This is a genomic window from Parabacteroides faecalis, assembly GCF_022809355.1.
Classification (GTDB): domain Bacteria; phylum Bacteroidota; class Bacteroidia; order Bacteroidales; family Tannerellaceae; genus Parabacteroides; species Parabacteroides faecalis.
This window is the reverse complement of record NZ_JAKZMM010000001.1, coordinates 48,112-70,542: the sequence shown is the minus strand read 5'-3', so window position 1 is coordinate 70,542 and position 22,431 is coordinate 48,112. Positions and strand designations below refer to the sequence as shown.

The 22,431-nt window shown below is 40.3% G+C and carries 18 protein-coding genes; 1 reads left to right on the top strand and 17 read right to left on the bottom strand.

Annotated features, from left to right (window positions below):
* Window positions 1-260: 260 nt before the first annotated feature.
* The 3 genes from MUN53_RS00275 to MUN53_RS00265 form a co-directional block, all read right to left on the bottom strand.
* A complete protein-coding gene (locus MUN53_RS00275; RefSeq protein ID WP_243322902.1) occupies window positions 261-1,862 on the bottom strand; it encodes a T9SS type A sorting domain-containing protein in 1,602 nt (533 codons plus the stop codon).
* A 183-nt stretch (window positions 1,863-2,045) separates the two neighbouring features.
* Complete coding sequence (locus MUN53_RS00270) at window positions 2,046-3,050, bottom strand: hypothetical protein (RefSeq protein ID WP_243322901.1); 1,005 nt, start codon at window positions 3,048-3,050, stop codon at window positions 2,046-2,048.
* 47 nt (window positions 3,051-3,097) lie between these two features.
* A complete protein-coding gene (locus MUN53_RS00265; protein WP_243322900.1) occupies window positions 3,098-4,393 on the bottom strand; it encodes an L-cysteine desulfidase family protein in 1,296 nt (431 codons plus the stop codon).
* 231 nt (window positions 4,394-4,624) lie between these two features.
* On the opposite strand from MUN53_RS00265, the gene MUN53_RS00260 reads away from it, so the two are divergent.
* Complete coding sequence (locus MUN53_RS00260; RefSeq protein WP_243322899.1) at window positions 4,625-7,003, top strand: TonB-dependent receptor; 2,379 nt, start codon at window positions 4,625-4,627, stop codon at window positions 7,001-7,003.
* Window positions 7,004-7,089: 86 nt separating this feature from the next.
* Here MUN53_RS00260 and rho read toward each other — a convergent pair whose 3' ends face one another.
* The 14 genes from rho to MUN53_RS00190 form a co-directional block, all read right to left on the bottom strand.
* Window positions 7,090-9,075: a transcription termination factor Rho gene (gene rho, locus MUN53_RS00255; RefSeq protein ID WP_243322898.1), complete on the bottom strand. Its 1,986-nt coding sequence runs from the start codon at window positions 9,073-9,075 to the stop codon at window positions 7,090-7,092.
* Window positions 9,076-9,257: 182 nt separating this feature from the next.
* Window positions 9,258-10,571: a tRNA lysidine(34) synthetase TilS gene (gene tilS / locus MUN53_RS00250; protein WP_243322897.1), complete on the bottom strand. Its 1,314-nt coding sequence runs from the start codon at window positions 10,569-10,571 to the stop codon at window positions 9,258-9,260.
* Between the two features lie 78 nt (window positions 10,572-10,649).
* Window positions 10,650-11,414 (bottom strand): zinc ribbon domain-containing protein, encoded by a 765-nt coding sequence (locus MUN53_RS00245; protein WP_243322896.1) that lies wholly within the window; start codon window positions 11,412-11,414, stop codon window positions 10,650-10,652.
* A 1-nt stretch (window position 11,415) separates the two neighbouring features.
* Window positions 11,416-12,513, bottom strand: coding sequence for a Nif3-like dinuclear metal center hexameric protein (locus MUN53_RS00240; protein WP_243322895.1), 1,098 nt, complete (start codon window positions 12,511-12,513; stop codon window positions 11,416-11,418).
* A 76-nt stretch (window positions 12,514-12,589) separates the two neighbouring features.
* Window positions 12,590-14,347 (bottom strand): aspartate--tRNA ligase, encoded by a 1,758-nt coding sequence (aspS, locus tag MUN53_RS00235; protein WP_243322894.1) that lies wholly within the window; start codon window positions 14,345-14,347, stop codon window positions 12,590-12,592.
* A 98-nt stretch (window positions 14,348-14,445) separates the two neighbouring features.
* On the bottom strand, window positions 14,446-15,075 hold the full coding sequence (locus tag MUN53_RS00230) for an HU family DNA-binding protein (protein WP_243322893.1): 630 nt from the start codon (window positions 15,073-15,075) through the stop codon (window positions 14,446-14,448).
* Window positions 15,076-15,278: 203 nt separating this feature from the next.
* Window positions 15,279-15,878, bottom strand: coding sequence for a master DNA invertase Mpi family serine-type recombinase (locus tag MUN53_RS00225; RefSeq protein WP_022457205.1), 600 nt, complete (start codon window positions 15,876-15,878; stop codon window positions 15,279-15,281).
* Window positions 15,879-16,044: 166 nt separating this feature from the next.
* On the bottom strand, window positions 16,045-16,689 hold the full coding sequence (locus MUN53_RS00220) for a MarC family protein (protein WP_022457204.1): 645 nt from the start codon (window positions 16,687-16,689) through the stop codon (window positions 16,045-16,047).
* A 9-nt stretch (window positions 16,690-16,698) separates the two neighbouring features.
* Window positions 16,699-17,706 carry an NAD-dependent epimerase/dehydratase family protein gene (locus MUN53_RS00215; protein ID WP_243322892.1) on the bottom strand — a complete coding sequence of 336 codons (1,008 nt, stop codon included), beginning with the start codon at window positions 17,704-17,706 and terminating at the stop codon, window positions 16,699-16,701.
* Window positions 17,707-17,712: 6 nt separating this feature from the next.
* The gene (locus MUN53_RS00210; RefSeq protein ID WP_243322891.1) at window positions 17,713-18,336 is read right to left on the bottom strand and encodes a lipid-A-disaccharide synthase N-terminal domain-containing protein; all 624 of its coding nucleotides are present in this window, start codon (window positions 18,334-18,336) and stop codon (window positions 17,713-17,715) included.
* Between the two features lie 3 nt (window positions 18,337-18,339).
* A complete protein-coding gene (locus MUN53_RS00205) occupies window positions 18,340-19,077 on the bottom strand; it encodes a glycosyltransferase family 2 protein (protein ID WP_243322890.1) in 738 nt (245 codons plus the stop codon).
* Window positions 19,078-19,085: 8 nt separating this feature from the next.
* Window positions 19,086-20,732: an ArnT family glycosyltransferase gene (locus tag MUN53_RS00200; RefSeq protein ID WP_243322889.1), complete on the bottom strand. Its 1,647-nt coding sequence runs from the start codon at window positions 20,730-20,732 to the stop codon at window positions 19,086-19,088.
* Between the two features lie 98 nt (window positions 20,733-20,830).
* The gene (locus MUN53_RS00195) at window positions 20,831-21,637 is read right to left on the bottom strand and encodes a 3-keto-disaccharide hydrolase (protein ID WP_022457199.1); all 807 of its coding nucleotides are present in this window, start codon (window positions 21,635-21,637) and stop codon (window positions 20,831-20,833) included.
* 45 nt (window positions 21,638-21,682) lie between these two features.
* Window positions 21,683-22,417, bottom strand: coding sequence for a polyprenol monophosphomannose synthase (locus MUN53_RS00190; protein ID WP_022457198.1), 735 nt, complete (start codon window positions 22,415-22,417; stop codon window positions 21,683-21,685).
* Window positions 22,418-22,431: the final 14 nt, after the last annotated feature.

Below are 22,431 nucleotides of genomic sequence, written 5' to 3'. Positions count from 1 at the left end.
CCTATTTTTTCTTTTCCCTAATCCAAAACATTAGTTCACGACGTGAACTACTTAATCCACGGCGTGAACTAAGTAATCCACACCGAGAACTAAGTAATCCACGACGTGGATTAAAGAATTGAATACCGGATTTATCTGTTTGATCCGTAAGAATTCAAAGAATGAATCCGCAACCATAAAAGAAAGAAAAAGGCATAAAAAACCTGCTCCCGTCAGTCCGGAAGCAGGCCTTCTATAAATCAACGTCTCTTCAAAGAAGATTAACGGATAAACTTAACAGATTGCTTAACACCATTAGCTTCAACAACAACAATGTAGATACCTTTTGCCAAATTAGCGGTTGAGATATAAGCATCACCGGCAATTGTTCCATTAGCCATCATAGCACCTGTGATACTATAAATCTGATAGCTAGCCTTATCAGCATTCAATACTCGAATAGCATTTGCTGTCGGAATTACTTTCACGTCAGAAACCTGAACACTTTCATTGCTTGTGATAACACCGGCAATATTAGAAGTGAAGTAAGCCGTTGCAAAACTTGTTTCTCCTTGGATTACATCAACTGCGATCTTCTTGCTTCCGGTTAAATCGGCAGTAGCCTTAATTAACATAGGTATAGCAGTGCCATCTTCGTATGTATTAATACGGATTTCTGCAATAGCAGATTTCTTATCTTCCGACATATAAGGAGCAACTTCTACTTCCAATTCTGTTTTCAGGCCATTTTCTACATGCTTATTTCCTTGTTCAATAGTCATCTTATACATGCTAGCCTGTCCTTCATTTGCCAATTCATTTACTACACGAGTTACAATACCACTAATCGCCGATTTTGTATCTGCAGTAATATTCTTTGTATAGTCACTCATTGTAATAATAGTGGATTCACTATATTTACCGGCATCAGAGAAATCCTTTTCGCACTCATATTTATCAATTCCCAAAACTAAATCTTGTTCAGTTATCTGATCCAAAGCAAAAGTATATCTATCCCATTCATTGGCAGTACCATTTTCATAGGAAGTGATATCTGCCGATTTAATAGGCATAGGCATTGCAGCCAAATCTACATTAACAAAGGCATCACCCATTGGAATTTTCTGTTCACCTAAAAATCCATATAAAGATAATGGAATACCTAATGGATTCATAGATAACTTTGATAAATCTATTTGAACTAAATAATCCATCTTCAGTGCTGAAACAATAGATTCAGGCAACATATCTGAAGCTAAGCCTAACAATCCTTTAACCTGATCCGATAAAGCGAAATTAGCATCGATACTGGTTTTTCCTTGAATAAGAGAAGCGGATAACAAATCCATCTTATCTGAGTCTGCAATTGTAAATTTAGCATCTAAAGAGAAAGAAGGTAGCATTCCCAAAATTCCACCTTCAACCAATTCTGAATTAAAATATAAATTCATGAAATTAGCTTCTCCTACAAAGACATTAATTTCGGCAGGAAGGTCTATTACTAACTGTTTATCACCTAATACTTTGATAGGTAAATATTTTGCATCTTGATCTTTAAAAACAATTTTCAGTTTCTGTCCTTGAAGAGTTGAAATGATACTATCAGGTGTCACCCGAACTTCAGTTTCTCCAGCTCGCAGCAAATTACTTGATTCCAAAACAGGAATACCACTTAATGTATTTGCATTCAACTTCGGTGTTGCCCAACCTAAGATATCAATACCAGCTTGTTCTTTGATTTGTTCAAATACTACGGGCAGAAGTTCTTTTTTAATCGCTTCTTCTTGAGACTTCGTCAGCTGTTGAGAAGTTTGGGCAGAAAGATTTCCTACCGGTGCAGCCATAAATAAAGCTGCCATTACAGATGTAAAAAAGTTTTTCATACGCTTATTTTTTTAATAACTATACTGCTAAAGTACTATTTAAATCCAAATCGTTTTCAATTGAATACTTAAAAAATCTATTTGTTGAAATATATACCAGCAAATCTAAACAAAAGAACAATAAAAAAGGGAAAACCATAACTTTGGTCTTCCCCTAACTTAATTTTATATGAATGTCTTCGATTACTTTTTAAAGACTAATCCAAATTCTATTTCTTTAGCCTTAGCCATAACCTGATCAACCATAGCTAATATAGATTGGATAGTTTCATCTTGAATATTTCCAACTAAAGGTTTTGCTACTTCCCAAGCCTTTACCAAAATATCTTTGTTCAAATAAATAGTAGTCAAACCATCTTCTTCTTTTACTTGAAGAGGTATGGTATAATAGTCTCCTTCAACTGTCAATAATCCTAAGATTGTTTCCAGATCAATATTCTCCGGTAAGATATTTAATCCACTCAAAATGGTTAATGCGTCTTTATGCACAGCTAAATAAAGAACATTCTCCTTTTCATACCAAGTTAAATAAGACTTGATCATTTCTTGCAATTTTGCAGGCGGCATAACAGTTTCTTCAGAAGCACCTACCTTTTTAAAAGAGAAAGAAAATGTTCCTTCTTCTCCCAAATTCACTGTAACAGATTCTACTTCCTTAGCAATTAATTGGCCTACAACCGGAGCAGCCATACCATTTAACATAGCATCCATCTGAGCATCTCCCGTATCGAAGTATGCATGTGCCTGAGCTATTTGCATATCATTCACATAAGGTACATAATTCAGATTTAATGTACCAGCCAAAGCAGATGTTAATGTACGAGAAATAGCAGCAGTCAGTTTACCGTTTTCAATTGTTCCTGAAACTTTCACATTACAAGTTGTAGCAGTCGATTCTCCTTCGAAAGCATAACCTGCATCCGTTTTTGTCAATGTAGCATCTACAGAAACGGAACTTTCGCCTGCTACCACATTATTTAAAATGATTGTTGCTTTATCTGCAGAAGCAGCATTGACTGAGATCGTTCCTGATGTTGAAACAGTTCCGATAGAAAGTTTATCAGATGTATAGTCTTTAGAAATTTCTTTCCATGCATCATCTGTTCCACCCTTTTCATCATCGCTACACGAAGTCACCAATGTCAACATACACAGCAATGAAAACAAATAAATCAAACTCTTTTTCATAAAACAAATCTTTAAGTAATAATTAAACATTTATAGAATATAAGTATTTACCAACAATTGGGCTTATGTGTCATAATGTCCAACACTAAATGATCGGTCTCTTCCATTCCTTTTGAACCAATTGATGTCAGATTACGAATAGAACGATCCACATCTTCATCAATAATACCTTCAACAGAAGTAACAACCTTGTTTTCCATCGCCATCATGGCAGAAAGCATGGCCGTAGAAACACCACTTGTTACTTTCATCGCACAACTGGGTTTCGCTCCATCACAAATCATACCAGTGATATTTCCAATCATATTCTTGATAGCATACGTAATCTGTGTAGCTGTTCCTCCCATTAACCAAGTAATACCACAACTGGCACCTGTGGCTGCAACGACACATCCGCATAAAGCAGACAGTCTACCTAAACTCTGCTTCATATAAATAACCATTAAATGGCTTAACATCAAAGCACGGATCAGCTGTTCTTCAGAGCACTTCATATCTTCGGCAAACGAAACGACCGGAAGAGTCGCTGCTATTCCCTGATTTCCACTTCCCGAGTTACTCATCACCGGAATCATAGCGCCGTCCATTCGGGCATCACAAGCAGCAGCCGTCAGTCTTAACATGTGTGTATAAGAAGAATCACCCAGATACTTTTTCCCAATCGGACCGGAAATAGTTTTACTTACTGCATGTCCGAATTGTCCTTTGACCGATTCTTCGGCAGCTTTCTTATTCAAACGAGCTGTATCCAAAATGAAACGGATTTCATCCAACGGTGTATGAATGGCAAAATCATAGACAAGATCAAATGAAAGTTTCAGTTCATCATCTTCACCTTCATCGGTATGCTCCAGGCTTTTTCTCTCATCTAGTAATACTTGATCATCTTTTGCACAATAGACAAAGCGGGTATGTTCATGAGCAATGACAGCTACTGATTTGGAGTCTCCAGCCTGACAAACCACTTCTATATAAAGCTTATCTACATTTTCTTTCAGAGCGATATGGATAACTTGATCGTGTATTAATTGTTTACCTGCTTCCAAAGCTTCAGGCGTAACGTCTTTCAAGACCTCCAATTCGTATGACGATTTACCAATCAATACTCCCAACGCAATGGCAATAGGCAAACCAACCATTCCTGTTCCTGGAATACCAACGCCCATAGCGTTCTTCAAGATATTGGCACTCAAATAAACATCTATCTTTTCCGGTTTTGTACCTAACAATTCAGCAGCCTTTGCTGCAGCCAAGGCAACAGCTATTGGTTCTGTACAACCGATTGCCGGAATCACTTCCTGGTGAACCAGTTTTAAGATTTGATTTTTGGTTGTATCATTCATTTCTTCAGATTCTTTGATTATTCAGGTGGCAAATGTACAGAAAAACCTGTTTCAAACACCTTCTTCCTATTATAAAAGTAACAAATGTATGTTTTCTTCCGGCTTTTCCCGCCTTCAATGAAGGACTTTCTGAACGAATGTGATTTCTTCCTGGAAAATATTTTCCATCATGCGTATGGATTTCTGTTATTTTCATCGTTAATTTGTACGTAAATATATAAATGGGTATTTATGAAGCGGATTTTACTATTCTTTTTATTTCTTTGCTTGTCTCTGAATCTCCTCAGTGCAGCAGAACATTTATTCCAAATACGCGGTCGCATCATTGATAAACAGACACGCGAACCGGTTTCATTTGCAAATGTGATTCTGGAAACCGATCCGACGAAAGGTTCGGCAACCGATGAAAAAGGAGATTTCTCCATTACAGAAGTCAAACCCGGTATTTATCGTTTAGTAGCCTCTTGTATCGGATACAAGAATTGTGTTACTCCCGAATATATCGTATCGGCCAACACGCCTTTTGTGGAAATTGAAATGGAAGCTGAACAAACCCAACTGGATGAAGTAACAGTTCGTCCGGTTTTATTCCAGAAATTGGCAGAAAGTCCGGTAAGTCTGCAAGTAATCGGGCTGCAGGAAATCGAGAAAAGCCCGGGAGCCAATCGTGATATCTCCCGTATCGTACAAGCATATCCGGGAGTTGCCTTCTCTCCTGCCGGTTATCGGAATGATTTAATTGTACGTGGTGGTTCACCTTCCGAAAACCGATTCTACTTAGATGGGATTGAGATACCGAATATTAATCACTTCAGCACACAAGGGGCGTCAGGCGGTCCGGTGGGTATTATCAATGCCGATTTGATCCGGGAGATAAACTTTTATACCGGAGCTTTTCCTTCAGATAAAGGGAATGCGTTAAGCTCTGTTCTCGATTTCCGGTTACGCGATGGAAACATGGAAAACAATCGATTTAAGGCAACTTTGGGAGCATCGGAAGTTTCCTTAAGTGGAAATGGACATTTCAATGATAAAGTGTCATATCTGGTGTCTGTCCGTCAATCCTATTTACAACTCTTATTTAATGTATTAGGATTACCACTTCTCCCGAACTACATTGACGGACAATTCAAAATCAAGGCTCGTTTCTCTCCAACTGACGAGTTGACTGTATTAGGATTAACAGGTATTGACCGTATGAAACTAAACTTGGATTTAACTGGCGAAGATGCGGAATATATCTTAAGTTATTTACCCGTTATCGAGCAGGAAACATTTACACTGGGAGCTATGTATCGGCATTATGCAGGAAAACATACGCAATCCTTGTCCGTCAGTCATAACTTCTTGCGCAACAAGAATACCAAATATTTGAATAATGATGAATCAAGTGAAGATAACCTGATGCTCCGCCTGCGTTCAACGGAACAGAAAACAGTGATCAAAGGAGAAAATAAATCGTATTTGGGTGCATGGACTGTTAAAGAAGGAGCAGAAATCAACTATATCCAATACCAAAATACATCATTCCAGCGAATGTATGGCGACCAGTTATATATGTCGAACTACGATACGGATCTTGGATTATGGAGTTGGGGTGCATTTGCTACTGCTGAATATACAACACCTGATAACCGGTTTAAGTCGGCATTGGGCGTTAGACTGGATGGAAACAACTTTTCCAAAGAGATGAAACAAATATGGAAGAATATTTCTCCGCGATTATCTTTATCGTACGCCTTCACCGACAGCTGGAGTCTGAGCGGAAGCAGTGGATTATATAATCAATTACCTCCTTATACAGCATTAGGCTTCAAAGATGAAAATGTACTGATCAACGAGAACCTGAAGTACATGCAAGTTGCTCAAGGAAACATCGGCCTGAATTGGAAAACTCGTAATCAGTTGAGCATTTCATTGGAAGGTTTCTATAAGAAGTATTTTCATGTTCCTCTGTCCGTCAACGATCAAATACCTTTGTTATGTAAAGGAAACGATTACGGTGTTATCGGGAACGAACCTTTGGTTTCGACAGCAGAAGGACAATCATACGGATTGGAACTGATGGGAAAATGGCAGATCTTAAATCGATTGAACCTGGTTTCTTCCTTTACCTTGTACAGAAGTGAATACCTGAATAACAAGGAAAGCGAGTATATTCCGTCAGCTTGGGACAATCGCTTCATCTTTAATACAAGTGGAACATACAACTTCCCCAAAAACTGGAGCTTTGGTGCTAAACTAAGCTGTATTGGAGGCGCTCCTTATACTCCATACGATGCAGACAAGTCATCATTGGTACAAGCTTGGAATGCACAAGGTCGTCCTTATTATGATTATAGTCGTTACAATAGTGAAAGACTAGCTGGTTATGCTCAGTTAGACATTCGTATTGATAAAATGTTTTACTTCAAACGATATATGTTAGGTATTTATCTGGACTTGCAGAATGTAACTATGAGTAAGCTTAAGCAACAAGACATCCTGATGAGTACAGGCGTTATTGAAAACCCGGAAGCGCCCATAGAAGCGCAACGATATGTAATGAAATCAATCAAACAGGAAAGTGGAACGTTATTACCAACCTTAGGTGTTACATTTGAGTTCTAAAAGGAATTTACGAATAGTCCATAAACAGAGACGCCTGCTGTTTGAGAAATACAAACAGCAGGCGTTTCGCTATTTACTAAAATAGATTATCCATTCATAGAAGCCAGGAATTCCTGGTTATCCAAAGTCTGTTCCATTCTTTGCTTAACAAATTCCATCGCTTCAATTGAATTCATGTCGGCCAGATATTTCCGAAGAATCCACATACGATTTAGAGTTGTCTCGTTCTGCAATAAATCATCACGACGCGTACTTGAAGCAGTAATATCAACAGCCGGATAAATACGCTTGTTAGATAACTTACGATCCAACTGAAGTTCCATATTACCTGTTCCCTTGAACTCTTCAAAGATCACTTCATCCATCTTTGAACCTGTTTCAATCAACGCAGTTGCCAGAATTGTCAAACTACCGCCATTCTCAATATTACGGGCAGCACCGAAGAAACGTTTCGGTTTCTGCAAAGCGTTAGCATCCACACCTCCGGAAAGAACTTTACCAGAAGCCGGCTGAACAGTATTATAAGCACGTGCCAGACGTGTAATAGAATCTAACAAGATCACAACATCATGACCACATTCTACCAAACGTTTTGCCTTGTTTAATACGATCTCTGCAATCTTCACATGGCGTTCTGCCGGTTCATCGAAAGTAGAAGCAATGACTTCCGCATCAACGCTACGAGCCATATCTGTAACTTCCTCAGGACGTTCATCTATTAATAAGATGATCATATAAACTTCCGGATGATTAGCAGCGATTGCATTAGCAATATCTTTCAGCAACACAGTCTTACCTGTCTTGGGAGGAGCTACAATCAAACCACGTTGTCCTTTTCCAATCGGAGAGAACAAATCAACCACTCGTACAGCTGTATGATCATATACTTTAGAAGAACGACGACGAGTCAACATGAACTTCTCATCCGGGAACAACGGTGTCAGATGATCAAAAGGAACACGGTCGCGAACTTCTTCAGGTGTACGTCCGTTTATTCGATCTACTTTTACCAGCGGGAAATACTTTTCGCCTTCCTTCGGCGGACGAATTGCTCCTTCTACAACATCACCTGTCTTCAGACCAAAGAGTTTGATTTGTGACTGAGAAACATAAATATCATCAGGAGAAGTCAGATAATTATAATCCGAAGAACGCAGGAAGCCATATCCATCCTGCATAATTTCCAATACACCTGTACCCGTTAAGATACCATCAAACTCAAAAGGTTTTTCCTGTTGAGCATTATTATTGGCATTCGGATTATTATTGTTATTTGTATTGTTGTTATTGTTATTATTTTGCCGGTTGTTTTTATTCCGATTTGCATTCTGCTGAGCATTCTGTTGTTCATTATTAGATGCAGATTGTTGCTGAGCAGGTTTGCTTTCGTTCTTTGGAGAAGAAGGGAAAGGAAATACTTGATCCAAAACAGATTTCGCATCCCGATGACGAAATACCAGTCGTTTTGGTTCTGCTTCTGAAGCAGGAGTTTCTGAAGTTGTACTTGCCGGAGTTTCAGCCGGTGCTGAAATTTCCTGTGGCTCTGCTTTCACCACTTCTTCAGGACTATTATCCGACGTTTCCATAACTACCGGAGGTAATAATGGTTTGTTCTTTTCTACCGTTACCTGAGGCTTAACCTCTTCTGTTTCTGTCACGGCAGGAACTACTTCTTCTTTCACTACAACTGGTTTGTCTGTTTTATCTGTACGAGCTTTTTTCTTCTTACTTTCCGGCTTATTTGCATCAGGTTCTTTTTCCTCTACCGGAGCATCCAATTTGATTTCAGTTGGTTGTGCCAATAATTCATCAACTGTCAAGGTTTCAGCCGTCTTGTTTTCTACTTTTGAAGTCTTCTTAGGCCGTCCTCTTCGTTCAGCTTTCTTGGCCTCTTTTACTTTTTCTTTTTCGGCTTGAATACCAGCGTAAGAAATCGCTTGTTCATCTAGAATTTTGTACACCAACTCTTCTTTCTTGAAAGAACGTACTTTCTTGATACCCAACTCTTCCGCAATTGTCTGTAACTCGGGAAGAAGTTTTTCATTTAATTCAAGGATGTTGTATTTTTGCATATTGCAATCGTAATATCATTAGTTTGCTGTACACCTCACAACAGGAATACAGAAAAGGATTTAAAATCAATTATTAGTTATAAGAATATTTGAACTCATGAAATCACTAACTGAAATGTTAGCAACACATCTGCGGAGTAAAACATTGCAAATATATAAAGTTTTCCCGAAAATACACTTATTTAGGCAAACTTTTTCACAATTAATATCCGTTTTGTATCGGCTGATACACGGAAACGATTATCTGAACGTTCTCCTACCAGCCAAATGACAGATTGTCCACTACATAACAACCACGCATTTTCCTTTTGTTCTAACGTAAATTTATGATCAGAGAAATAATCACTTACTTTCTTCCGGCCTTTCATTCCAAAGGGAATAAACCAATCTCCTTGCGTCCAACGTCTCAATTGCAACACCGAATCCAATTTATCCGCATCAAAGTAGGCTATATCCTTAGAAACTTGAAAGGCGAAATCAGCATCTTTCTGTATCATCTCAAAGCTGAAAGAGAAAGGTTCTTGCCATTGCCCCGCTTCTAAAGGATAGGTATAAGTAATGGGCAATATTTGTTCCCGCTTAGACAGCAGTAAATATTCACGGTCCTTCACTAAACGATATGAATCCGAATAAAATACCTTTCCAGATTCTCCCTCTAATGAGCGGAACACATCACTTGCAACTTGCCGGGAAAAGCCGAATGGCTGAAGCAGTTCATATAGAATCGTTTCGGGGGACGGATACTGCATCAGCTTTTCGATAGATAACTTATCTTTTATCCAAAGTTCCTGACGGGCTTTCTCCAGAACGGATAGGTAAATGGTTTCGGCCGCCGATAAATGATCGGCTGTACGAGACAACGTCTGTCGAACAGACGGATTTATTTCTTCCAATAAAGGTAATACACGCAGCCGGATAAAATTCCTTGTATAAGCGTCCGACAGATTTGTGCTGTCAGTCACATACGTATATTGTTGCTCTTCCAGCCAAGCAAGAATCTCTTTTCTGGAAACGCCCAATAAAGGACGGATCACGTATTGATTCCTAGGCCGGATACCAACCAGTCCTCGAATACCACTACCTCTTACCAAATTCATAAGTAAGGTTTCTATGCTGTCATCCCGATGATGGGCTACCGCAATTGCCTGGGCTTGCAAACGAATCCGCATGTCTTCAAACCAGGCATAACGTAGTTCCCGGGCTGCCATCTCGATGGAAAGATGGTTTTCGTGGGCATATTGCTCAGTCTTAAAATCAATTTTATAGAACGGTACATGCAGTTTATCAGCAAAAGCCTGAGCGAACTTTTCATCCCGTACAGATTCTTCGCCTCGCAGATGGAAATTACAATGCAGCGCAATACATGTATATCCCAGCTTTACCAATACGGACAACAAGGCAACTGAATCAGCACCACCACTCAGTCCTACAAGAACTTTATCTGATGCTAACAACAACCGATGCTTGTCTATATATGCACGTACCTGATACAACATAGCTTTTCGTTAGATAAAAAACGCCGGAAAATAAATGAATATATCTTCCAGCGTTCTTTTATATCCTCTTTACGTCAATTATTCGTCAACACCAGCCAATTCCGGATCAATCATGATTCGACCACAGTATTCGCAAACGATAATTTTCTTACGTAATTTAATATCCAATTGTTTCTGAGGCGGAATCTTATTGAAGCAACCACCACAAGCATCACGCTGGATGTAAACAACGGCCAAACCATTACGGGCACCTTTACGAATACGCTTAAAGGCTGTCAGCAAGCGAGGTTCAATCTGAGCTTCCAGTTTCTTGGCTTTAGCACGCAGATCTTCTTCGTTCTGTTTTGTATCAGCAATAATCTGATCCAGTTCTTCTTTCTTCTGAACCAAATCTCCTTTACGGCCTTCCAAATCTTCCTTCAGCTTTTCAATATCATTCTTCTTATTTGAAATAGCTTCAGTAAATTCACGGATTTTCTTCTCTGCAAATTCAACTTCCAAACCCTGGAATTCAACTTCCTTGGACAGGTTATCAAACTCACGGTTGTTACGCACGTTATCCAACTGTGCTTTATATTTTTCTATCAACGCATTTGATTCGTTGATTTTATGTTTCTGCTCATTAACGGAAGCTTCATAATTCTTGATATCCAACTGATAATTCTGCAAACGAGTTTCCAGTCCGGCAATCTCATCTTCCAAATCCTGCACTTCCAAAGGCAATTCACCACGAAGAGTTCTGATCTTATCAATTTCGGTCATAATCTTCTGAAGCTGATACAACGAAGAGAGTTTTTCTTCTACCGTGTATTCTTTTTCAGTTGATTGTTTATCTGTAGCCATTCTATAAATATTTTACTGGGTTTGAATTAACATTCGAAAAATGTAGGGCAAAGGTAGGAATTTTTTTCGATATTATCGAATAAAAGATATCTTTTGTGCATACTTCCGATTCATAATGTCCTATTACTGCCAACAAGATACGGTCTTCTACATCATAGAAGTCATTATACTTGGCTTCGCCGGTAATAAAAACATCGGCTCCGTAGCTAATGGCATCGTTTATCAGGAAAGCACCGCTACCACCACACAAAGCGACTTCCCGAATGGGTTTTCCGGTCAGCGCTGAATGCTTGACACAGCCTACATGAAACAGATCCTTGATCCGTTGAAGGAAAGAAAGCTCGTCTTCTTCTTCAGGTAATTCACCAACAACTCCGGAGCCAACCTGATCCCATGTGTTAGCCAACGGATAGAAATCATAAGCTGGTTCTTCATAAGGATGAACGGATAAAAGAGCCCGCAAAACACTTGCCTTACGGAATGCAGGAAGAACGGTTTCGATACGCACTTCGGGTTCGGTATGCAACTCTCCTATCTCTCCGCAGAACGGATGACAGCCTTCATTCGCCCGGAAAGTTCCCTCTCCATGCAAGTTAAAGCTGGAAGAATCATAATTTCCGATATGACCGGCTCCGGCATTAAACAAGGCCGTACGTACCAAATCGGCATAAGCTTCAGGTACGAAGGTGACCAGTTTCAACAAAGCATTTTTCTGGGAACTGAGTACACGCACGTTTTGAAGTCCGATCATTTCGGCCAACTTGAAATTAACGCCCCCATAAGCATTGTCCAAATTCGTATGGGCAGCATAGATGACCAAATCATACTTACAGGCTTTCATCAGGCAGCGTTCGATATAGCTTTTTCCTGTCAGCGACTTAAACGCCTTAAATGCCAAGGGATGATGTGAGATAATCAAGTTGCAGTCTAACTCCAGAGCTTCATCAATGACTTTTTCAGTCACATCCAAACATAATAGTGCACCTTGAGCCAGCTGATTGACATCGCCTACCTGAACTCCGGCATTATCAAAACCTTCCTGTAAAGGCAGCGGAGCGTATGCTTCTATCTCTTTCAGAATATCTTTTATCCTTATCATATTTCCTGCCTATATATAAAATACGAGCCATGAATTATCATTCTTGATACTCCACGGCTCGTTATTTCTATTATAATTATTCTTTTACATCTACTTTCAGACACAACTCGTCTAACTGTGTATCATCGATGGCAGATGGAGCATCGATCATAACATCACGCCCTGAGTTGTTCTTCGGGAAAGCAATACAGTCACGGATTGAATCCAAGCCGGCAAACAAAGAAACCCAACGATCCAAACCGTAAGCCAAACCACCGTGAGGAGGTGCTCCGTATTTGAAGGCATTCATCAAGAAACCAAACTGTTCCTGTGCTCTTTCTTCGGTAAAGCCCAACAGTTTGAACATCTTGTCCTGCAACTGACTATCGTGGATACGGATAGAACCACCTCCAACTTCTACTCCATTGATTACCATATCGTAGGCATTGGCACGGACAGCACCCGGATCAGTATCCAGCAACGGAATATCTTCCGGCTTCGGTGATGTAAACGGATGGTGCATTGCATAGAAACGCTGATCTTCTTCGCTCCATTCGAACAACGGGAAATCAACTACCCACAGGCAAGCGAACTTATTCTTGTCGCGTAAGCCTAATTGTTCGGCTACATGCAGACGAAGTTCGCACAACTGCTTGCGCGTCTTCATAGCATCGTCACCAGAAAGAATCAGGATCAAATCACCCGGTTTGGCATTGAATGCCTCTTTCATCTGCTGTAAAACTTCCTGTGAATAGAATTTGTCGACACTCGACTTCACATTTCCGTTATCTTCTACACGGGCATAAACCATTCCTTTGGCTCCTACCTGCGGACGTTTTACAAATTCGGTCAAGGCATCCAATTGCTTGCGTGTATAAGAGGCAGCACCTTCGGCACAAATACCACCGATATAAGCAGCGTCATCAAATACAGAGAAACCATATCCCTTCATGATATCCATCAATTCGACGAACTTCATACCAAAACGCAAATCCGGTTTGTCGCTACCATAATATTTCATGGCATCTTGCCAAGTCATGCGCAAGAACGGTTCCTTGATTTCAATACCACGGATCGTCTTGAACAAATGCTTAGCCATGCCTTCGAATGTCTGGATGACATCTTCCTGTTCTACAAAACTCATTTCGCAATCGATCTGCGTAAATTCCGGCTGACGGTCAGCACGCAAGTCTTCATCACGGAAACATTTTACAATCTGGAAGTAACGGTCGAAGCCTGAAACCATCAACAATTGCTTGAATGTCTGCGGAGACTGAGGCAAAGCATAGAACTGTCCCGGATTCATACGAGAAGGTACGACAAAATCGCGTGCACCTTCCGGTGTTGATTTGATCAATACCGGTGTTTCTACTTCCAAGAAGCCTTGTTTATCCAAATAACTACGTACTTCGAACGCCATCTTGTGACGAAGTTCCAAGTTCTTGCGCACACATGAACGACGCAAATCCAAGTAGCGATATTTCATACGCAAATCATCTCCGCCGTCGGTTTCATCTTCAATTGTGAACGGAGGTGTTACAGCTGTATTCAAAACCACCAGCTTTGATACGATCAACTCTATGTCTCCCGTTGCCAAGTGCGGGTTCTTGCTCGAACGTTCACGCACGGTTCCGGTTACCTGGATTACATATTCACGTCCTAACTTATTTGCCTGCTCGCATAAAGCGGCATCTACTTCCTGATTAAATACCAACTGTGTAATACCATAACGGTCGCGAAGATCAACGAACGTCATTCCACCCATCTTACGGGTTTTCTGCACCCAGCCGGCCAGTGTTACCACCAAGCCTTCGTCTGCCAGACGCAAATTGCCACAAGTTCTTGTTCTGTACATATATTATTCTATTAAATACAATCTGACATTTTGATTTATCACAGCCCGGCAGTCAGCCCGTCGGACGTGCAAAGATAATAATTCTTATACAGATCGGTTTATTTTTCTTCTTCTTTCTTTATATAAACCCGGTGAGTTCCTGTTCCGGCGATGGCGATACCACTATCAGGATCTTCCCGCCAGCGGCGAAGCTCCAAACTGGCAGTCGTCCGACAGAGTCCGGTCAGCCGGCAATAATCGGCAACCTGCATGAAGGGATGTTCCTCCAAATAGTTTTTTGCCAAAGCCAGACGCTCTTCGGGCGTATACTGACTGGATGACCTTCGCGGTTTCTTGTCCGAACGTTCCAATTGGCAACCACTGTTTGTTCGCGATACCAACTGTGTATCTGCTCTGAAGTTTATGCCTTTGACCTGTAAACTCTGCGCATTCATCCGTTCTTTATCCAACGTCTCCACGCTTTTTTCCTTTTTAAAGCCCAAAGCCGGAGTAAACACCCCTATTCCATCCAGTTTGACGGAATAACCGTTACTCATCCAATAAGCCAACTTGGAAGAGATTGTATCCAAAAGACCTTTTACCTCGGCTGCTGTAAAAGTTGTACCATTTTCAATGCTTTCCGCAAATTGCTTCATGTCGCACATGCCGCATAATTTCATACGCGGGTAAACGATCGGTTCCCCTTCTTCATTCAGACTATCCGTCTGACACATGATATATTCTGCCATACGCCAGTTCTTTTAATTGCAGTTCATAGTATTTTTTCTTTGTTCGCCCAGGGCGAATATATAATCACCACCGGCGAATATATATTCATCGTCGGCGAACATATATTCGCCGACGTAAAACTAACAAAGATTCGTCTCTTTTCCAAGTTTTTCTCACAGATAATCCGAAAAGAATCAGGATCAAATCCCGTTACCGGTCTTTGCTATCCAATCTTCCCTTCCGACAAATATTTGGAGATCGTGCTACGATGAACGCCCATAACCTTGGCGATGGCCGATTTCGTCATATTCATTTCCAACAGGCGCTTCACTTCCGATTCGCGTCCCGTCAATTTATTCACTTTTGATTTGCTTCCCTTCGGTCTTCCAAGTAAAACACCTTCGGCTTTCTTCCGTGCCAATGCTTCTTTCGTCCGTTGCGAGATCAGGTTACGTTCGATTTCGGCAGATAATCCGAAAGCAAAAGCCAGGACCTTCGACGTAATATCGCTTCCCAAGCGATAATTATCTTTGATAGTCCAAACCTGTACATCCGAAAGCATGCACTGATGCAGAATACTCATAATCATCAAAAGATTCCTTCCCAAACGAGAGAGTTCGGCACAGATAATAATATCTCCCTTTTGCATTTTCGACAAAAGTTCGCCCAACTCCCGCTTCTCCACAGCTTGGCAACCAGAAATAATCTCTTCGATCCAACTGTCGATCTTAATATCATGCGTCTCACAAAAACGAACGATTTCAAATCGCTGGTTCTCGACCGTCTGTTTATCTGTACTTACACGAATATATCCATAGACCATAACTTCAACAGATTAAATTAGTAATGAATAATTCTTCAAAGTACTCTTCAATAAATCCATACGCTGTACCATCATATTGTTTAAGTATAAATTAAAGGATGAGAAATTATATGGGTTATTGCCAATATTCTTGCCTAAAGGACACGGCAAGAATCAATCAAGAATCTCAAGCGGCTTGTTGCAAAATATCTATCAAGATAGGTTTTGCGCCACTGACGAAGCACTCAACAGCTATTACCATCAAAATGAGTCCCATAAGTCGCATCATCACATTATTCCCAGTTTCGCCCATGAAATGGACCAACTTGGTAGACGTGCGAAGGATAAGAGCTGTTATCAGAAAAACAAAAGCGATGATAAAGATCAGGATTGCCTTTTTAAGCAAGGTTTCAGCGTCTTCCATCAACACGATTCCGTTGGCTATTGCTCCCGGTCCGCACAACATCGGAATAGCCAAAGGCGTTATTGAAATGTCATCCGCGAAATGCATCTTTTCATCCTCATTCAATTTTATATGCGTATAATGCGCTTGCAACATATCATATCCGATCTTCATGATCACAATACCACCTGCTATTCGGAATCCATTGGTCGATAATCCAAATACTTGGAACAGGAACTGTCCGAAGACAGTAAATGAAATCATAATCAGAAAAGCGACAAAGGTTGCCTTCATGATTATTCGTTTTCGTTCACTTTCTGTCATACCTGTTGTCATGGAAAGAAAGACGGGCATCGTTCCCAGTGGGTTTATCAACGTAAAAAACGAAGTAAAGCACAACAGGGCAAATGGTATTACTGAATCATTCATAATCGTATTCTATTTAATATTATAATATGTCACAAACCACTCATAGAACATACGAGTTCCTTCCTCTACCGATGTTTTCGGTTTATAATGAACATCATGCTCCAGCTTTGACGTATCAGCATACGTTGACTTCACATCTCCAGGCTGCATTTCTTTAAATACTTTGTTGACGGTTTTTCCTGCATACGATTCAAGCAGCCGAATAAAGTCCATCAACGCAACGGGAGAAGAATTTCCTACATTATATATCTTATACGGAATCGATTCTTCCGAAGGAAAATCAAGCACTCGTAATGTCGCGTCAATTACGTCTGCAATATAAGTAAAATCTCGTTGCAAATCACCATGATTGAACACTTGAATTGTTCCTTCGCCTAAAATTTCTTTCAAAAACAGATTCGGAGCCATGTCCGGTCTGCCCCAAGGCCCATAAACCGTAAAATAACGTAGTCCGGTGGTTGGCAATCCATACAGCTGACTATACGAAAAAGCCATCAGTTCGTCGGCCTTTTTCGTAGCACCATACAAACTAACCGGCTGATCCACCTGATCCGTTTCCTTAAACGGTATTTGCTTATTCAAGCCATACACACTGCTTGAACTGGCATACACCAAATGCTTTACCTGATTTTGGCGACATCCTTCCAATATATGCAAGAATCCGACAATATTCGACTGGATATATGCTTCAGGATTCTCAATAGAATACCTGACTCCAGCCTGAGCAGCCAAATTACAAACGGCGTCAAACTGCTCATCAGCGAATAATTGGGCGATACCTTCCCGATCCGCCAAATCCATTTGGATAAAGCGCAGGTTAGCATAAATCGTACTGGTCGCAAAAGCCGATGCTTTCACCTCTTTTATACCCAGTCTTTTCAACCGATCCAGTTTCAGTGATACCGGATAGTAAGCATTCAAATTATCCAACCCTACAACTTCATCTCCACGTTTTACCAGTCTCTCTGCCAAAAAAGAACCGATAAAACCTGCCACACCTGTTACTAAAACCCTCATACTCTTTTATCTTTTTTTAGTTTCACGGTTACCTATCATGATATTACGGATATAAACGATAAATCCGGTTGACTGCCCCAGAATCAAAATCGGATCTAAACGGATAATTCCATATAAGGCGATCGTCAACGAACCTACCAGACTTATAATCCAAAAATTGACTGGCAAAACCGAGGCGCCAAACTTTTTCGAATAATACCATTGATAAACAAATCTCAACGTAAAAATCACCTGTCCCATCGACCCCATGATAATCAGCCATAACGGAATGTCTTCATCCATAAAAAAGGAATCTATAAACGAATGGAAGTCATTCAACGCAAAGACAGCTGCCACCACTGGAGTCATCACCAGAATAGCCTGCAGAATCCGGGGAAGTTTATTCCAAAGCCCTTTTTCCTTCAGGTTCCAAATATAGACATAAAAGGATATAAACTGCCCCAGGATAATTGAAAAGTCATTTCGCAGCCATCCGTATATACAAAGCAAATAAGCCCCCAGCAAACTGAACACCCAATACAACGAAGGCGAAACGACTTTCTTCTTCTTCTCCGACAAAATCCATTGGATCAACATCCGGGCAGAGAAAAAGACCTGCGCAATCAATCCTATCAAATAGATTCCCACCATGCCTTATTTATCCGACAAATTCGTGTCGCCTATTTGATAGTTGATATACCGCTTTTTCATCCACCGATAGGCAAAACAATCCAGAAAAGGAGAAACCAGTCTATTCCACAAATGATATTTGGAAACACCTGCCACCCGAGGATAATGCCGGACCGGTACTTCTTTCATCTGTCCGTTCTGCAACATGATCAAAGCCGGCAGAAAACGATGCATTCCCGTAAAAAACGGAATTCGTTTGGCACAATCCGTATGTAGAATCTTCAGAGGACAACCGGTATCCGTTGCTTTGTCTTTAGTCATCATCCTACGGAAACCATTCGCTATCTTCGACTGCAAATTCTTAAAGAAAGAATCTTTCCGGTTGGCTCGAATACCCATCACCAATTCGTATTCATGGGCATAAGGCAACAAACGCTCAAAATCTTCCGGATCCGTCTGCAAGTCGGCATCAATATATCCTAATAGTTTGGATTCAACCTGATCAATTCCTGCCTTCATGGCGGCGCTTAATCCGCCGTTCTTCTTCAGACTACAATAGAAAAAATGAGGCTGCCGATGGCAGATCTGCATCATTCGTTCCAAACTATGGTCTGTCGATCCATCATTCACGAAAAGGATACAAGCAGGCACAGAAGCCTGCTGGACATAGGAAGACAGTTTTTCTTCCAATGCACACATATTGTCCTCTTCATTATAGACAGGAACTATAATCGTCAATTCATAATTACTGGTACGATTCATTTCAAATATTATTTCTTTCGTATAATTGTCACTCGTTTGATAAAAGCAGAAGAATACCGACGATGCTCTTTAGGCCAAGGATTATCATCATAAACATCGACTTCTTCCCTAATCGTGTTCCGCTTCAGCCAGTCAGGCATCGCTGCTTCTGATTCGATACTCTGCACCAAGACAAACGGCATAGCAGCCATAACAGCAGTCGAATCAGTCAAGTCTAGTCGTTGAATTTTCTTATAAGCCGCATAGACCAACTCCATACGTATATCTTCGGTTGCCGGATGATAAAAAGGCAATGCCTGGACTTCTTTTATATCCCGGGTAAGCGCAATACTTTTTTTGTCTGCGTTGGAAACAAAACTTCCAACATAAGGCATCAGAAATATTTCAGCAAAGACAAAGAGACCCACTACTCCGCCTAAAAGATAAGCCGGACGAACTGATCTGACTGCATAAAAAAGGCAAGATGCAATTCCCCATAATCCCAATGATAGAAGGATAAATGCAGTTCCCGTCATCCTTTGTTCTTTGTACATAAAAATATACAGCATAACGGGTAATGCCAGTACCACGACAGACAACAGATAGCCATTAATCCGATATAATATTCTTCCCAACCGGTCTGTCTCTTTCATCTGTCTGATCCAATAATAAAACAAATGAGCCATAGTCAGAGCTGCCGGAATGGAAACAGGAAGCAAATAACGCGTTTTCTTTTCGGGAACCAGGGAAAGGAAGAAAACAACAAACAACATCCATAACAGTGAAAACAGGTATGGCTTTGTTTTATCTCCCAATCTTTTCTTCCAAACAGGAACAAACAGGGCAAAGATGGTTACCAACGACCAAGCTCCGGTTTCCAAAAAGAACTTCCAATAATAATACCACGGACGAACGTTCTTGTTTGCCCAAGAAGAAGATTCTTTATTCCAGACATATTCGGCCATTTCTGGATGATAAATATAAATATAAGCATACCACCAGCAGCTGAGTACTATAGTAATAATAAGCATGCTCAGACAAGCATTCCATTTTCCCGTCATGCTTTTCCGATAATAAATAAGGTAAGCACACAAGAAAGGAAGCAACAAGGCATAAAAGGAAACCGGTCCTTTCCCTAAGAAAGATAAACCCATCGCTATTCCTGAAAGCATAAAAGATTTCCAATCACAGCCATCGGTTTGCATAGCCTTAAACAAATAATAAATAGCCATCAGCATAAAAGCATGGCAATAAATATCCCACGACGCCGTACGTCCCATCAAGATGATGTTATAAGAAGTACATAATATACCGACAGCTATCCATGAATATACTTTATCCTGCGTCAGTAATTTCCCAAACCGGAACAAATAAAACACAAGCAATAAAGCTGCCAGACCAGCCATAGCCCGCTGTAAGCCTAAATTATCAGAAGAAATATATTCTGCTATCGCAGAAATCCAGGTAGGTAACGGTGGTTTTTCCAAACGTAATTCTCCATTCATTGTAGGTGTCAACCAATTTCCGTCATAAACCATTTCTCTCGCCGTAATCATATTACGAGATTCCATGATATCTACAAAAATGGCTTCGTTGTTTACGAAAAAGGTACAACACAGCACCAAGCCAATAAGTATCCACTTTCCTACTTTACTTCTAACATCCACAATATTCATCCTCAAATAAACTAAAAAATCCGTTTCAGAGTCCAAACCCCTCCGAAACGGACTTGCAAAATTATCAATATATCATAAACTCTGTTATCGCAATATCATTATTTCAGTTCTTTTATTTTTATATTACAAAATGAAACCTCATTTCCATGATCCTGCAATAAGATGTGTCCTTTAGCAGCTTCTCCAAAAGGTCCACTTGTATTATACTCAGGAGCAGCATACTTACTGCCTTTTACCAGTTCCTTAAACTCCTGGCTACCTCGTTCATACTCCAAAACCTTCTTTCCATTCAACCAATGCTCTACATGGTTATTGGGGAAAACCTTAACAACCGCAGTATTCCATTCACCTACGCCATTGAATGAGCCATTCTCACTCTTCTTCAAATCATATAAGCTGGCCAACGTACGGCTGCCTGGATAAGTTGTATATAACTTCGCATCTGGATGAACAGCATCGTCCAATATCTGATATTCCAAACCAAAAGCTGAACCATGTTGCTTTTCATTCTCAGTCACGAAATATTTGATACCGCTATTTGCACCTTTGGTTATCTTGAAATCAACACTCAACTCGAACGCTGAGTATTCGTCGTTGGTAACAATATCACCTCCGTTTGTAGATTCACCGCCATCAGAAGCCTCTACAGTAAGAATACCATCTTCAATCTTCCAGCCTTTCTCCGGGAAAGTAGCTAAATGAGCACCTCTCCAGCCATTGGTCGTTTTACCATCGAAGAGCAGTTTCCAGCCATCAGCCTTTTCCTGTTCTGTCAATTGGTTTCTTACTACTTCTTCTTGAACATTCTCTTGAGCTACAGGAGCTGCCGATTGTTCCTTATCGGCCTTTTGTCCAGAACAGCTAACCAAAGCCAAAGCTGCCAAACAAATAAATTCTAATTTCATAATTCTTTATCAGATTTAAAACTCAATTTTCCATGTATAAATAAATTACGCCTGAGGATATTTACGCCAGAAGCTCCACCATTTTAATTGCAATACACCAAACAATGCTTCTCCGAAAATAGAAGAGTTCATCTTGGATGTACCTAAAACCCGATTAATGAAAATAATTGGAACTTCAATTAACTTAAAACCACATTTGTAGGCTGTAAACTTCATTTCAATCTGGAAAGCATATCCCTTGAAGTGAATTCTGTCCAATTCAATTGTTTCCAGAACTTTTCTCCGATAACATTTGAAACCCGCAGTTGTATCATGAATATCCATGCCTGTAACAAAGCGGACATAAACAGAAGCGAAATAAGACATCAATACACGACCCAATGGCCAATTAACCACATTCACTCCATTACAATAACGAGATCCAATAGCCACATCGCCTCCTTGTTCTGTACATGCAGCATATAAACGAGGCAAATCTTTCGGATTATGGCTAAAATCGGCATCCATTTCAAAGATGAAGTCATATTTATGTTCTATGGCCCATTTAAAACCACAGATATAAGCTGTTCCTAAACCCAATTTACCTTGACGTTCTACAAGGAACAAACGCTCGGGAAATTCTTTCTGCAACGACTTAACGATAGACGCTGTTCCATCAGGCGACCCATCATCAATAATTAGAATATGAAATTCTTTCTCCAAACCAAATACGGCCCGGATAATATTCTCAATATTTTCTTTTTCGTTGTAAGTAGGTATAATAACTACACTATCCGACATGAATTTTGGTATTT

What these genes read in the sequence shown, in the direction of transcription:
- MUN53_RS00245 (WP_243322896.1), bottom strand. Translation starts at nt 11,414, where the DNA reads ATGGCTACAGATAAACAATCAACTGAAAAAGAATACACGGTAGAAGAA.
- MUN53_RS00260 (WP_243322899.1), top strand. Translation starts at nt 4,625, where the DNA reads ATGAAGCGGATTTTACTATTCTTTTTATTTCTTTGCTTGTCTCTGAAT.
- MUN53_RS00240 (WP_243322895.1), bottom strand. Translation starts at nt 12,513, where the DNA reads ATGATAAGGATAAAAGATATTCTGAAAGAGATAGAAGCATACGCTCCG.
- aspS (WP_243322894.1), bottom strand. Translation starts at nt 14,347, where the DNA reads ATGTACAGAACAAGAACTTGTGGCAATTTGCGTCTGGCAGACGAAGGC.
- MUN53_RS00215 (WP_243322892.1), bottom strand. Translation starts at nt 17,706, where the DNA reads ATGAGGGTTTTAGTAACAGGTGTGGCAGGTTTTATCGGTTCTTTTTTG.
- MUN53_RS00200 (WP_243322889.1), bottom strand. Translation starts at nt 20,732, where the DNA reads ATGAATATTGTGGATGTTAGAAGTAAAGTAGGAAAGTGGATACTTATT.
- MUN53_RS00230 (WP_243322893.1), bottom strand. Translation starts at nt 15,075, where the DNA reads ATGGCAGAATATATCATGTGTCAGACGGATAGTCTGAATGAAGAAGGG.
- rho (WP_243322898.1), bottom strand. Translation starts at nt 9,075, where the DNA reads ATGCAAAAATACAACATCCTTGAATTAAATGAAAAACTTCTTCCCGAG.
- MUN53_RS00225 (WP_022457205.1), bottom strand. Translation starts at nt 15,878, where the DNA reads ATGGTCTATGGATATATTCGTGTAAGTACAGATAAACAGACGGTCGAG.
- MUN53_RS00265 (WP_243322900.1), bottom strand. Translation starts at nt 4,393, where the DNA reads ATGAATGATACAACCAAAAATCAAATCTTAAAACTGGTTCACCAGGAA.
- MUN53_RS00270 (WP_243322901.1), bottom strand. Translation starts at nt 3,050, where the DNA reads ATGAAAAAGAGTTTGATTTATTTGTTTTCATTGCTGTGTATGTTGACA.
- MUN53_RS00195 (WP_022457199.1), bottom strand. Translation starts at nt 21,637, where the DNA reads ATGAAATTAGAATTTATTTGTTTGGCAGCTTTGGCTTTGGTTAGCTGT.
- MUN53_RS00220 (WP_022457204.1), bottom strand. Translation starts at nt 16,689, where the DNA reads ATGAATGATTCAGTAATACCATTTGCCCTGTTGTGCTTTACTTCGTTT.
- tilS (WP_243322897.1), bottom strand. Translation starts at nt 10,571, where the DNA reads ATGTTGTATCAGGTACGTGCATATATAGACAAGCATCGGTTGTTGTTA.
- MUN53_RS00190 (WP_022457198.1), bottom strand. Translation starts at nt 22,417, where the DNA reads ATGTCGGATAGTGTAGTTATTATACCTACTTACAACGAAAAAGAAAAT.
- MUN53_RS00275 (WP_243322902.1), bottom strand. Translation starts at nt 1,862, where the DNA reads ATGAAAAACTTTTTTACATCTGTAATGGCAGCTTTATTTATGGCTGCA.
- MUN53_RS00205 (WP_243322890.1), bottom strand. Translation starts at nt 19,077, where the DNA reads ATGAATCGTACCAGTAATTATGAATTGACGATTATAGTTCCTGTCTAT.
- MUN53_RS00210 (WP_243322891.1), bottom strand. Translation starts at nt 18,336, where the DNA reads ATGGTGGGAATCTATTTGATAGGATTGATTGCGCAGGTCTTTTTCTCT.